Annotated in this window: 1 protein-coding gene; it reads right to left on the bottom strand. The window is 75.1% G+C overall.

Going from position 1 to position 14,715, the window contains the following annotated elements; all coding sequences use genetic code 11:
• A partial coding sequence (locus tag ACWDZ7_RS37545; RefSeq protein WP_451803236.1) for an amino acid adenylation domain-containing protein occupies window positions 1-14,714 on the bottom strand: 14,714 nt, incomplete at its 3' end.
• Window position 14,715: the final 1 nt, after the last annotated feature.

Genomic DNA, 14,715 nt, shown 5'->3' with positions numbered 1-14,715 from the left:
GTGACCCCGGCCTCGTACGCCGACCGGTCCGCGTCCGGCGCCACGGTCGCCGCCGGGCCGCGCTGGGCGGGCGTGGCAGGCTCCTGCGCGGCTCCCGTGCCGTGCGCCGACCGGTTCGGGTCTGCGGAGATCGGCGGCTGCGACGCGACGGGCGGTGCCGACGGGGTCTGACGGTCCGTGGCGCCGGCGGCGTGCGTCGGCCGGTCGGGGTTTACGGGGGGCAGGGGCTCCGCCGCGACGGGCCGTGCGGGCGGCGTGTGCGGCTCCGTGGCCTCGGCGTCGTACGCCGACCGGTCCGCACCCGGCATCACGGGCCCCACCCGACCAGGCTCCACGGGCGACGCCGACTCCTGCGCGGCTCCCGCGCCATGCGTGGAAGTCACTGGATCCGACCCGGCGGATTCTGCGTACAGCCCCATGCCCCCAGGGCGGGTCGCCGCCACGTCCAGGGCGGTGAGTTGGAGGGTCGCGCCAGCCTGGGTGAGCAGGGTGCGGCGGCGCTCCTCGGGGGCGCGGGTGTCGACGGGGACGTAGGCGCCGCCGGCCAGGAGTACCGCGAGCTGGGCTACGACCAGTTCGGCGGAGCGGTCGAGCAGCAACGCCACCCGACCCTCCGGGGCCAGGCCGTCGGATCGCAGGCGGTCGGCCAGCGAGCCGGCCCAGTCGTGGAGTTGACGGTATGACAGTCGGCGTTCGCCGTCGTCGATCGCGGGCGCGTCCGGGGTGCGCCGGGTCTGCTCGGTGAACAGGTCGACGGGGCTGCGCGGCGCGGTCCGGCGGGCGGTGGTGTTCCAGGCGGCCAGCAGCTCGCGGTCGGCCGGGGCGAGCCCGTCCAGGTCGGTCAGGTCGGTGTCGAACCCGTCGGCGAGTGCGATGAGCAGTCCGGCCAGTCGGGCTGCTGCTCGCTCGGCGGTGGCGGTGTCGAACAGGTCGGGGTCGTAGGCCAGGTCGAAACCGAGCCGTTCGGCCAGGTGGGCGCGGAGGCACCAGGGGAAGGTGGTGGCGTCGTCGGCTCGGACCTCCTCGACCCGGATCCCGGTGCGGGCCGTCGCCGACTCGTCCACCGGGTAGTTCTCGAACACCACCATGCTGTCGAACAGCGCCTCACCGGGCGGGACTTCGCTCACGGCCTGGATGCGGGACAGGGCGAGGAAGTCGAAGCGGCGGGCGTCGCTCTGCCGTTCCTGGAGGTCGCGCAGCCACCGCAGCACCGGCCCGGCGGGTATGCGGACCCGGGTCGGCACCGTGTTGATGAACATGCCGATCATGCCCTCGACACCGGGCAGTTCGGCCGGGCGGCCGGAGACGGTGGTGCCGAAGACCACGTCGTCGCGCCCGCCGGAGCGGGCGAGGAGCAGCGCCCAGGCGCCCTCGACCACCGTGTTCACGGTCACTCCGGCGCGGGCGGCGGTCTCCCGCAGTCGCCGCGAGACCCCGGCGTCCAGCTCGTGGTGGACGGCCGCGGCGGAACGGGCGCGGTGGGCCTCGGCGGGCGTACGGTCGTACGGCAGTGGGGTCCGGGCGGTGAACCCGGCGAGGGCGTCGGCCCAGTGCCGCTCCGCCGCCGTCTCGTCCTGTTCCCGCAGCCAGTGCAGGAAGTCCGCGAAGGGCCGCCGCAGCGGGGGCGCTTGGTCGGGGCCGCCGGTGAGCGCGGCGTAGCGTTCGCACACCTCGGTGAGCAGCTGCCCGGTGCTCCAGCCGTCGAGGACGATGTGGTGGGTGGACCACACGAGGAGCACCTCGTCGCCGGGCAGGGCGGCCAGGGTGAGCCGGGTGAGTGGCGCCGTGCCGAGGTCCATGCCGGCGGCGCGGTCCTCGGCGAGCAGCCGCTCGGTGGCCTCGGCGCGCTCGGCGGGTGTGAGCGTACGCCAGTCGAGGTGGCGGACGGGCAGTTCCGCCTGGCGATGGACCACCTGGACCGGGTGCGGCAGGCCGTGCCAGTGGACGCTGGTGCGCAGCGCCGGGGTGCGGTCGGCGACCTGCTGCCAGGCGGCGGCGAAGGCCCGCGGGTCGGCCACGCCGGACAGCCGTACGGCGGTGCGGTCGAAGTAGGCGTGCTCGGTGTCCACCAGGCCGTGGAAGAGCATGCCGGACTGGAGCGGGGTGAGCGGCAGGACGTCCTCGACGTGCCGGCCGGTGCCCAGGAGCCGGTCGAGCTGCTCCTGGGCGAGGCCGGCGAAGGGGAAGTCGGAGGGGGTGCGGCCGCCCGCCTCGGGGCGGGCGCAGTGCGCGGCGATCTCCCGCAGGGCCGCGAGCATGTCCTCGGCGAGCCGCTCGACCGTGGCCTGGTCGTAGATGGAGGCCGGGTAGGTCCAGCCGAGTTCGAGCCGCCCGTCCTGGACCACACCGGTGATGTCCAGGAGGTAGGGCCGGGGTTCGTCCGGGTCGGTGTCCCGGCCGGCCGGGGACAGGGCGCCGCGCAGCAGGCCACCGGCGGTGTCCGTGTCCCATTGGCCGTGGTAGTTGAAGCCGACCTGCGGGGCGGGGGCCGTGGCGAGCGGGCTGCCGGGCACGAGGTGGCGCAGGGCGCCGTGGCTCAGGCCGTGCAGCGGCACCGCGCGCAGTTGTTCCTTCACCGAGCGGAGGGTGTCGTGCCAGCCGGCGTCCTGGGCGACGCTCAGGGCGAGCGGGAACTCGGCGGTGAACCAGCCGACGGTCCGCGACAGGTCCACGTCCGCGAACAGCTCCTCCCGGCCATGGCCCTCGATGCCCAGGAGGACGGTGTCGCGTCCGCACCAGCGGGCCAGGGTGCGGCCGAGGGCGCCGAGCAGGACGTCGTTGACCTGGGTGCGGTAGGTCGGGGGGACCTTGCGCAGCAAGGCGTCGGTGGTCCGCGCGTCCAGGGTGACCGTGAGGGTGGCGGCGGTGCCGTGGGTGTTCGGGCCGGGACGGCCTGCGGGCAGGGCGGCCGGTGGCGTGCCGGTGCGTGTCCAGTACGGCAGGTCGGCGTCGAGTGCGCCGGAGCGGGTGTGCCGGTCGAGCCGGGTGGCCCAGTGGCCGTAGGACGTGCCGGTCGGGGGCAGCTCCACGGGCCGACCGGCCGCCGCCGCCCGCTGGGCGGTCTCCAGGTCCGCGAGCAGGATGCGCCAGGAGACGCCGTCGATGACCAGGTGGTGGGCGGTGAAGACCAGTTGTCCGGGCCGTCCCGGACCACGGTCGAAGAACAGCACGCGGACGACCCGGCCGGCGGTGGGGTCGAGGGCGGCCTGCGCCTCGTCCGTGAGCCGCTGGACGGCGTACTCCAAGGCCGTGTCGTCCAGGCCAACCGCTTCGTGCCGGGTGAAGACGCCGTCCGGTGCCTCGGTCAGGACGTCCTGGCGCCAGCCGTCGGCGGTGCGGCGAAACCGCGTACGCAGGACGGCGTGGTGGCGTACGAGGGCGTCGGTGGCGGCCCGCAGCGCCGGACCGGTGGCGTCCGGGGCGAGTTCGAGGCGCTGGGTCATGGTGAACCGGAGCCGCTGCCCGGGTTCGCGGCCGTCCAGGTACCAGCGCTGGATCGGAGTGAGCGGCGCTTCGGCCGGTTCCTCGGCGGCGTCCTGCTTCGGGGCGGACTCCCGTACGCACAGGGAGAGTTCGGCGACCGTCTGGTGGCGGAAGACGTCCTTGGTGGCGAGGACGAGTCCGGCCTGCCGGGCACGGGAGACGATCTGGATGCTCAGGATGGAGTCGCCGCCGAGCGCGAAGAAGTTGTCCCGGGCGCCCACGCGTTCGACGCCGAGCACCTCCGCCCAGATCGCGGCCAGACGCTCCTCCGTGCCGGCCCGGGGAGCGACGTAGGGCGTGCCGCTGTCGGGCTGCGCGGGCGGGGCGGGCAGGGCGCGCCGGTCCGTCTTGCCGCTGGTGGTGCGCGGGATGCGGGCCAGCGGGACGAACGCGGCGGGCACCATGTGGTCGGGCAGGGTGCGGCGCAGCGCGAGGCGTAGGGTGTCGGCGGAGGGGACGTGGTCGGCGGCGGGCACGACGTAGCCGACGAGCATGAGGCGGCCTGCGTTCTCGCGGGCGGCGACGGCGGCGTCGGTGATGTCCGGGTGGTCCAGGAGGGCGGCCTCCACCTCGCCGGGTTCGATGCGGAACCCGCGGATCTTGACCTGCTCGTCGGTCCGGCCCAGGAACTCAAGGAGTCCGTCCCGGTCCCAGCGGGCCCGGTCGCCGGTGCGGTACATCCGCTCGCCGGGTGCCCCGAACGGGTCGGCGAGGAAACGGGCGGCGGTGAGGCCGGGCCGGTTCAGATAGCCGCGGGCCACCTGCGCCCCCGCCAGGTACAGCTCGCCGGGCGTGCCGGGCGGCACCGGACGCAGTGCGGCGTCGAGGACGTACGCGCGCAGGTTGCCGCCGGGGCGGCCGATGACCGGGCGGTGCGGCTGGTCGGCGCAGCGGCCGTAGACGGCGTCGACGGTGGTCTCGGTGGGCCCGTACATGTTGTACACCGCCACGCCCAGGTCCTGTTCGGCGCGCGCGAGGTCGCGCCAGCCGGCCGGGGTGACGGCCTCGCCGCCGACGAGCAGCAGGCGCGGGTGGTGGCGGCCGGCGGCGAGCAGTCCGGCGGCGGTGAGTTCGCGCAGGTAGGAGGGGGTGACGTTGACCAGGTCGAGGCGGTGTTCGGCGATGTGGGCGCAGAACGCCCGCGGGTCCAGGCGTACGTCCTCGTCGATGAGGTGGACCTCGTGGCCGAGGGCGAGGAGCAGCGGTCCTTCCCAGGAGGTGTCGAAGGAGAAGGAGGCGCTGAGCGCGGCCCGCAGCCGCCGTCCGTCGGCGGTGTGCGGGGCGAGCAGGCCCGCGCGGTGATCGTGGCAGAGGTTGACCAGGTTGCGGTGCTCGACGGCGACGCCCTTGGGGCGGCCGGTGGAGCCGGAGGTGTAGATGATGTAGGCGGTGTTGCTTGGCAGCAGGGGCCGGACGCGGTCGGTGTCGGTCGGGTCGTGGGCGGGCAGCCGGTCCCAGGGCACCGTGTCGAGGCCGGTCAGCAGGGTGTGCGGGCGGGCGTCGGCGAGGAGGAAGTCCTGCCGTTCGGCGGGGAGTGCGGGGTCCAGGCAGAGCAGGGTGGCGCCCGCCTTGAGGACGGCGAGCACCGCCACCATCAGGTCGGAGGTGCGCGGCAGCCGGACGGCGACCACGTCTTCGGGTCCCGCGCCCTGGGCGATGAGGTGGTGGGCGAGCCGGTTGGCGCGCTGGTTCAGCGCGGCGAAGTCAAGCGTGGTGTCGCGGGCGGCCAGGGCGGTGTGCTCCGGGGTGCGGGCGGCCTGGGCCTCGAACAGGGCGGGGAAGGTGGTGTCCGGCTCGGGCAGGCGCATGCCCTCCCCGTGGCGCAGTACTTGGCGCCGCTCGTCGTCGCTCATCAGCGGCAGCCGGTCCGCGCTCCGCCCGGGGTCCGCGGCGACGGCCTCAAGCAGGATGCGCAGCCGGGCGGCCAGGCGTTCGGCGGTGTCGGTGTCGAAAAGACCGGTGTTGTACTCCAGGTGGCCGGTGAGTCCGTCGTCGCCCTCCACGAAGTCGAAGGCGAGGTCGTAGGTGGCGACGCGCACCGGCGGGGTCACCGGCTCCGCCGTCAGGCCGGGCAGCCGGAGCGGCTCGGCGCCGAGGTTGTGCAGGGCGACCATGACCTGGAACAGCGGGGTGCGGCTGGTGTCCCGCTCGGGCTGGAGGGCGTCCACCACACGCTCGAAGGGCACCTCCTGGTGGGCGAACGCCTCCAGGACGGTGTCGCGCACCTCGGCGAGCAGTTCCCGGAAAGGCACACCGGGGCGGACCCGGGCGCGCAGCACCAGGGTGTTCACGAACATGCCGACCAGGTCGTGCAATTCCGCCCGCTCGCGTCCGGCGGTGACGGTGCCGACGGTGACGTCCTCCTGGCCCGCCCACCGGGCGAGCAGGGTCTGGCAGGCCGTCACCAGGGTCATGTAGAGGGTGGCGTCGGCCTCCCGTGCCCGTGCGCGCAGCCGCTCGGTGAGCGCGGCGGGCAGAGTGAAGGTCAGCAGGGCGCCGTCGCGGGTGCGGATGGCCGGGCGCGGCCGGTCGGTGGGCAGCTCCAGCGGGCTCACGCCATCCAATTCGCGGCGCCAGTAGGCGAGTTCGGCCTCGGAGCGGTCGGCGCGGGAACGCTGCCAGGCCGCGTAGTCGCTGTAGCGGACGGGCAGCGTGGGCAGCTGCGGGCGGCGGTCCTCAAGGGCGGCCGCGTACAGCTCGCCCAGGTCCCGGGCCAGTACGCCGACGGACCAGCCGTCGGTGACGATGTGGTGCACGGCCAGGACGAGGACGTGCTCGTGCACGGTGAAGCGCGCCAGGTGGGCCCGCAGCAGGGGGCCGACGGCCAGGTCGAACGGGGTGGCGGCGACCCGGTCCACGAGTACGTCGAGAGCGGCATCGTCCGGGAGGTCCGTCACCAGGAGGTCCACGGGCCGGGGCGGGTGGACGATCTGCCGGGCCTGGCCGTCGTGCTCGGCGAACGTGGTGCGCAGCGCCTCATGCCGGGCGACCAGGCCGTCCAGGGCGGTGCGCAGGGCGGCATGGTCCAGCGGGCCGCGCAGCCGCAGCACGGACAGGGTCGTGAACTCCGTGCTGCCCGGCTCGAACCGGTCGAGGAACCACAGGCGCTGCTGGGCGTACGACAGGGGCGCCGGGGTGTCCGGGTCGGCGGCCGGCATGACGTCGGCGGTGTCCGCGCCGCCCGGCTCGCCCAGGGCGGCGGCGAGGTCGCGGAGCGTGGGGTGGGTGAACAGCAGCCGGGGCGAGACGTCCGTGCCGAAGGCGGCGCGCAGCCGGGAGGTGACGCGGACGGCGAGGATGGAGTCGCCGCCGAGGGCGAAGAAGTCGTCGTCGGCGCCGACCTCGCCGGTGTCCAGTACGTCCGTCCAGGCGGCGGCGACGAGCCGTTCGGCCGGGGTGCGCGGCGGGGTCCGCGTGCCGTCGGTGGCGAAGCCGTCGGGGCCGGGCGCGGGCAGGGCACGTCGGTCGAGCTTGCCGTTGGCGGTGAGCGGCAGCGCGACCATCGGCACGTAGGCGGCCGGCACCATGTGCGCGGGCAGCAGCGCTTCGAGGTACGCGCGGAGTTCGGCGGCGGACGGCGCCGTGACACGCTCCCCGGCGCGGGCGCGGGCGCGGGCGCCGGTGCCGGTGCCGGTGCCAGTGCCGGTGCCAGTGCCGGTGCCGGTGCCGGTGCCGGTGCCAGTGCCGGTACCAGTGCCGGTTCCCGTGCCGGTGCCGGTGCTGATGGCTATGCCGGTGCCTATGCCTGTGCCCATGCCGGCGCCGGTGCCCGTGCCCGTGCCCGTACCGACAACATGGGCCACCAGTCGGCGGGTCCCCGCGGTGTCCTCGTACACGCCGACGGCGGCCGCGCCGACGCCGGGGTGGCCGTGCAGGGCGGCCTCGATCTCGCCGGGTTCGATGCGGTAGCCGCGGATCTTGACCTGCTGGTCGGCGCGGCCCAGGTACTCCAGGGTGCCGTCGGTCCGCCGGCGGGCCCGGTCCCCGGTGCGGTACATGCGGGTGCCCGGCCGGCCGAAGGGGTCGGCGAGGAAGCGAGTCGCGGTCAGCCCGGGCCGGTTCAGGTAACCGCGCGCCAAACCCTCACCCGCCACGAACAGTTCGCCCACGGCCCCCGGCGGCACCGGCTGGAGCGAGTCGTCGAGGACGTAGAGCCGCAGGTCGGGTATCCCGGTGCCGATGGGGCTGGCGACGGCACCGGGGCGGGCGGTGGAGCTGTCGAGACCCGCGTAGGTGACGTGCACGGTGGTCTCGGTGATGCCGTACATGTTCACCAGGCGGGGCGCGGTGTCCGGGTGGCGGGCGTACCAGTCGGCGAGCCTGCCCACGTCCAGCGCCTCACCGCCGAAGATGACGGTGCGCAGCGCCAACCGGTCTCCCACGGTCGGCAGTTCGGCGTCCGCGCGGATCAGCGGGTAGAACGCGGACGGCGTCTGGTTGAGGACGGTGACCCGCTCGTCGGCGAGCAGGCGCAGGAAGTCCTCAGGGGAGCGGGCGGTGTCCTCGGGGACGATCACGAGCCGGCCGCCGTGCAGCAGCGGCCCCCACAGCTCCCACACCGAGAAGTCGAAGGCGTACGAGTGGAACAGCGTCCACACGTCATCGGCTCCGAAGCCGAACCAGTGCCGGGTACGGGTGAACAGCCGGACCACGTTGGCGTGCGGGACGACCACGCCCTTGGGACGGCCGGTGGAACCGGAGGTGTAGATGGCGTAGGCGGGGCTCTCGGGCAGCGCGCGCCCGGCCGGTCCTGCGGCCGGGCGGCGGGCCAGGTCGGCGCGCACCTCCGGGTCGTCGAGGAGCACACGGGGTACGTCCGGGCCGACCACCGCGGTCTGCCGGGTGGTGACCAGGGCGACCGGCCCGGCGTCGGCGAGCATCTGCCGGACGCGCTCCGCGGGCAGACGGGGGTCGATGGGCAGGTACGCGGCGCCGGTCTTGAGGACGGCGAGGACGGCCACGACGAGGTCGGCGGAGCGGGGCAGCGCGAGGGCGACGAACGTCTCGGGCCCGGCGCCCAGTTCGGCGAGACGGTGGGCGAGACGGCCCGCCCGCGCGTCCAGGGTGGCGTAGTCGAGCCGTTCGTCACCGCAGGTGAGCGCCTCGGCGTCGGGGGTGCGGGCGGCCTGGGCGGCGAACAGCGCGTCCAGCGTGTCGGCGGGCCTGCCCTCCTCGGTGCCGTTCCAGTCGACGAGCATCCGCCGCCGTTCCTCGGCGGTGGTCCAGGCGAGGGAGCGCACGGGCCGGTCCGGGTCGTCGGCCAGCTCCGCGAGCAGCAAGCAGAGCCGGTCGGCGAGGGCGCGTACGGTCGTGGCGTCGAACAGTGCCGGGTCGTAGGCGAGGTCGAAGCCGAACCGCTCCCCCTGGTACGCCCGCAGCACCAGCGGGAAGTTGGTGGCGTCGCGGGAGGAGACGTCGGCCAGGCGAATCCCGGTCGTGGCCGAGCGCGCCTCGTCGAAGGGGTAGTTCTCGAAGGCCACCATGCTGTCGAAGAGGGAGCTGCCGGCCGGCACGTCGCTCAGCGAGGTCAGTTCGGCGAGGGACACCGCCGCGAACCGCCGTGCCTGCGCCTGTTCCTCCTGGAGGTCCCTGAGCCAGGCGGCGGCCGTGCGGCCGCCGTCCACGCGGACGCGGGTGGGCAGGGTGTTGATGAACATGCCCACCGTCGACTCGGCGCCGGGCAGGTCGTCGGGCCGTCCGGAGACGGTGGTCCCGAACAGCACGTCCCGCTCGGCGCTGTAGCGGGAAAGGAGCAGCGCCCAGGCGCCCTGCACCACGGTGCCGAGGGTGAGCCCGGCCGTCCGGGCGGTGTGGGCAAGGCGGGCGGAGACCTCGTCGGACAGCGCGCACGTGTGCACGTCGGCGGACCGGGTCTCGTGGCCGGGGCGCCGGACGCGGTCAACGGGCAGGGGGGTGGGGGTGGCGAACCCGTCGAGGACGGTCCGCCAGTGCGCGTGGGCGGCGCCGGAGTCCTGGTCGGCCAGCCAGCGCACGTAGTCGCCGAACGGCCGGCGCGCGGGCGGCCGGGGCTCGGCGCCGGTGGTGAGTGCCGCGTACTCCTCGGACACGTCGGTGAGCACCTGGGCGAGGCTCCAGCCGTCCAGGATCAGGTGGTGGGAGGTCCAAAGGAGGTGCAGCCGGGCGTCGGGGAGCCGGACGAGGGTGAGCCGCATCAAGGGTGCCGTGCCGAGGTCGAGGCCGCGGGCGAGGTCGTCGACGCGCAGCCGGTCGAGGCGCTCGGCCCGCTCCGCCGCGTCCAGTTCGCGCCAGTCAAGGCGGACGACGGGAACCTCGACCCGTCGGTGCACGACCTGGAGCGGCACCGGGACGCCCTCCCACACCACCGAGGTGCGCAGGGCGGGGGTGCGGTCGGTGACCCGCTGCCAGGCCAGGGCGAGGGCGTCCGGATCGCTCACGCCCTCAAGCAGCAGCACGGCCTGGTCGACGTACACGTCGTCGTCTTCGCCGACCAGCCGGTGGAAGAGCATGCCTTCCTGGAGCGGGGTGAGCGGCAGCAGGTCCTCGACGTCGCGGCCGTCGCCGGCGAGCCGGTCGACACCGGCCTGGTCCAGGCGGGCCAGCGGGAAGTCGGAGGGCGTACGCCCGCCCGTGCCGGGTCGGGCGCAGTGGTCGGCGATGGCGGCGAGCGCCCGCACCATGCCCGTGGCCAGGTCCCGGACGGTGTCCTCGCGGTGTACCTGGTCGCTGTAGTGCCAGGTGATCTCCAGTTGGCCGTCGGTCACCAGGGCGGAGACGTCGAGGAGGTGGTCCAGTGGCGCGTCGGGGTCCATGTCCCGGCCGGGTACGTCGGCGACGGGAGCGAAGTCGCCCCCGGCAGGCGCCTCCCACTGCCCGTGGTAGGTGAAGCACACATCAGGCAGCGGCAGTCGACCGAGCGCGCGGGCCTCGGGCCGGGGTGAGCCGAGGTGGCCGAGCGCCTGGTGACCGAGGCCGCGGCGGGGCACGGCGCGCAGCCGTTCCTTGACGGACTTGAGGGTGGTCCCCCAGTCGTCCGGTCCGGCCGGGGTCAGGGTGACCGGGTACTGGGTGGTGAACCAGCCGACCGTGCGGGACAGGTCGGCGCCCTCGTCCAGTTCCTCCTCGCGGCCATGGCCCTCCAGGGCGACGGTCACCCGGTCGGTGCCCGTCCAGTCGGCCAGTACGCGGCTGAGCGCGCTCAGCAGCACGTCGTTGACCTGGGTGCGGTACGCGCCCGGCACCCGCCGCAGCAGCGCCTCGGTGGTCTCCCGGTCCACTCGCGTGCGGACGGTGCGCACGGATCCGGCGAGCGGGGTGCCGGGCAGGTCGACGGGGAGCGGGGTGCGCGGCGCCTGCGCCTCCTGCGTCCAGTGGGGCAGGTCGTCGTCGAGGTCGCCGGCCCGGACCCGTTCGGTCAGGGTCCGCGCCCAGTCGGCGAACGGTGTGTGCTCGGGCTCCGGCCGGGGTTCCTCGCCGGCCGCCGCCTGCCGGTAGGCGTGCTCCAGGTCGGCGAGCAGGACCCGCCAGGAGACGCTGTCGACCGCCAGGTGGTGGGCGGTGAGGAACAGCTGCGGCCGTTCCCCGCCGGGCAGCAGGGCCGCGCGCAGCAAGGTCCCGGTGGCCGGGTCCAGGGCCGCGCGGGCCGCGTCCGCGGCCTCGGCGGGCGGGGTCGTGGGGTCGTGGCGGGTGAGCAGTCCGGTCGCCGGGCCGGTACCGGGATGCTGCCGCCAGGTGCCGTCGGCGCCGTCGGCGCGGGTGAAGCGGGTGCGCAGGGCCGGGTGGCGGGCCACCACGGCGTGCAGCGCCCGGTCCAAAGCCCGTTCGTCGAGGTCGCGGGGCAGGTCGAGCAGCATCGACATGGCGAAGTGCCGCAGCGGCCCGTGCGTGGCGAGGAACCACTCCTGTACGGGGGTGAGCGGGGCGGGCCCGTCCTCGTGCGGGCGGCGGGGCGCGGGCACGGCGGCGGTACGGCGGGACGCGGCGGCGGCCAGGTCGGCGACCGTCTGGTGGCGGAAGACGTCCTGCGAGCCGATGTGCAGGCCCGCCGCGCGGGCGCGGGAGACGGCCTGGATGCTCAGGATCGAGTCGCCGCCCAGCTCGAAGAAGTTGTCCGTGACACCCACTCGGGCCACACCGAGCACCTCGGCCCAGATTCCGGCGAGAGCCTCTTCACCAGGGGTGCGCGGGGCGACGAACTCCCGCTCCTCCGGGGTGCTTTCCGGCGTCGGCAGTGCGCGGCGGTCCAGCTTGCCGCTGGTGGTCAGCGGCAGCGCGTCCAGCGAGGTGAAGGAGGACGGCACCAGCGCGTCGGGCAGCACCTCGCGCAGGGCTGTGCGCAGGTCGGCGGGGGCGGGCCGGGGCACACCGGGCGCGGGGACGACGTAGGCGGCCAGACGTGCGTGGCCGTGCGGGTCGGGCACGGCGACGACCGCGGCGGCGGCGACGGCGGGCAGCGCGAGCAGGGCGGCCTCGATCTCGCCGGGCTCGATGCGGTGGCCGCGCACCTTGACCTGGTCGTCGGCGCGCCCGAGGTAGTCCAGGCGGCCGTCGGCGGTCCAGCGGGCCAGGTCTCCGGTGCGGTACATCCGCTCCCCCGGCCCGCCGAACGGGTCGGGCAGGAAGCGGGCCGCGGTCAGGCCCGGCCGTCCGGCGTAGCCCCGGGCGAGCTGTGCGCCCGCGAGGTACAGCTCGCCGCCGACACCGGGCGGCACCGGCCGGAGCCGGTCGTCCAGTACGTAGGCCCGTACTCCGGGCAGGGGGCGGCCCACCAGCGGGCGGTCCCCGCCGTCGATACGGCAGGACAGCGCGTCGACCGTGCACTCGGTGGGGCCGTAGAAGTTGTGGGCGGCCACGTCCGGGTGGGCGGCCAGCTCGCGCCAGAGCGCGGGGCCGACCGCCTCGCCGCCGAGCATGAGGACACGGGGGCGGTGCCGAGGGTCGGTGAGCAGTCCGGCGGGCAGCAGTTGCCGCAGGTAGGACGGGGTGACGTCGAGGAAGTCGACGCGGTGCTCGACGACGTACTCGACCAGCGCGGCCGGGTCCATCCGGGTGGTCTCGTCGACCAGGTGCAGCGGGTGGCCGTCGGCCATCAGGAGCACGCCTTCTAGGGAAGTGTCGAAGGAGAAGGACGCGGTGAGCGCGACCCGCAGCGGACCGCCGCCCGCCTCGGCGACGAAGCCGGCCCGGTGCGCGGCCAACAGGTGCGCCGCTGCGCGGTGGGTGACGGTCACGCCCTTGGGGCGGCCGGTGGAGCCGGAGGTGTAGATGACGTACGCGGTGTGGTCCGCCGCCAGCGGGGCGCGCCGGTCGGCGTCGGTGGGGTCGGTGTCGGGGGCGGTCGTGGGCACGTCGCGCAGGGCCGGTTCGTCAAGGACCAGGGCCGGGCGGGCGTCGTCCAGCAGGAACCGGACCCGTTCCTCGGGCAGGGCCGGGTCCAGAGGGAGATAACCCGCGCCGGACTTCCACACGGCGAGAATCGCGACGATCATGTCGGCGGTGCGCGGCAGCCGCAGTGCGACCAGGCGTTCGGGTCCTGCGCCGCGGGCGATGAGGTGGTGGGCGAGCCGGTTGGCGCGGGCGTTGAGCGCGGCGTAGTCCAGCCGTTCGCCGCCCGCGACGAGCGCGAGGGCGTCGGGGGTCTGGGCCGCCCGGCGTTCGAACAACTCGGGGTAGGTGGTGTCCGTGACGGGGAGCGGGGCGGGGTTCCAGTCGTGGACGAGGCGCCGGGTCTCCTCATCGGACAGCAGGGGCAGGCTGCCCAGCGCCCGGTCCGGCGCGGCGCAGGCGCCCTCAAGGAGGCGTATGAGCTGTCCGGTCATCCGCTGGGCCGTGGCCGGGTCGAACAGGTCGGTGCGGTACTCGAGGAGGCCGGTCAGGCCGTCCCCGTCCGGCACGAACTCGACGCTCAGGTCGAAGGTGGCCGCCTGCCGGGGCACGGTGACCGGGCTGGTGGCGAGCCCGCGCGGGGCGGTCGCGGCGGGCGGCTCGGGGTGCAGCAGGACCAGCACGTCGAACAGCGGGTTGCGGCCGGCCTCGCGGGGCGCGCCCACCGCCTCCACGATCCGCTCGAACGGAGTGTCGCCGTGGGCGAAGGCGTCGCCCACCGTCTCGGCCGCCTGTGCAAGGAGTTCGCGGAAGCTCCCGGACGCGTCCACCGGGGTGCGCAGTACGACGGTGTTCACGAAGAACCCGACGGTCCGTTCCAGGTCGGTGCGGGAGCGGCCGGGGGTGAGGGAGCCGACGGTGATGTCGTCCTGCCCCGACCAGCGGGCCAGTAGCGCCTGGACGGCGGCGACCAGGGCGGTGTGCAGGGTGGTGTGCTGCTCTCTCGCGAGGTCGCGCAGACGCGCGGTCAGCGGGGCCGGGACGGCGAAGGCGCTCACGGCGCCCTCGCCCGGCTCCTCGCCGCGCCGCGGCCGGTCCAGGGGCAGCTCGGGCGCCACCGCCCCGGCCAGTCGCTGCTTCCAGTGGGCGAGCTCACTTTCCAGGCGGGCGCCCGAGAGCCGGGCACGCTGCCACACCGCGAAGTCCGGGTACTGCGTGGCCACCGGCGGGAGGCCGGGCGTGCCGCCCTGCGCGAGGGCGTCGTAGGCGGTGCACAGCTCGTCCAGGACGATGCCCATCGACCAGCCGTCCGTAACGATGTGATGGGCCGTCAGCAACAGGACGTGTGAGGTCGCGGACTCACGCAACAGCAGGGCGCGCAGCAGCGGGCCGTTGCGCAGGTCGAAGGGCCGGGAGTACTCCGACAGGAGGTCCTTGTCCAGGTCGCCGGCGTCCCGGACGGGCAGCGGCACCGGGCCCGCCGGGTGCACGCGCTGCACCGGGCGGCCGTCGGTCTCCTCGAAGGTGGTGCGCAGCGCCTCGTGCCGGGCCACGACGGCGGTCAGGGCCGAGGCGAGGGCCTCCTGGTCCGGCGCACCGGTGAGGCGGAGCGCTACCGCGCTGTTGTAGCGGGCATCGCCGGGCCGCAACTGGTCCAGGAACCACAGCCGCTGCTGAGCGAAGGACAGTGGGAGGGGGTGCTCCCGGTCGGCGCGCGGGATGCCTTGCCGGGCGGTGGGGGCGGCACCACCGGCCGCCCGGCCGGCGAGCCGTCGTCGCAGCGCCTCCCGCATTTCCTGGGGCAGGGCCTCGGCACGGTCCCGCCGGGAGGGGCGGGAGGGCTGGGAGGGCCGTGCGGAGTCGGCGGGGTCCGAAGCAGAGTTCGAAGCGGGGTTCGAAGCGGGGTTCGAAGGGGTCGAAGACGTCATG

It is taken from the genome of Streptomyces sp. NPDC003032 (assembly GCF_053591415.1).
This window is presented reverse-complemented; position numbering and strand designations above follow the sequence as displayed.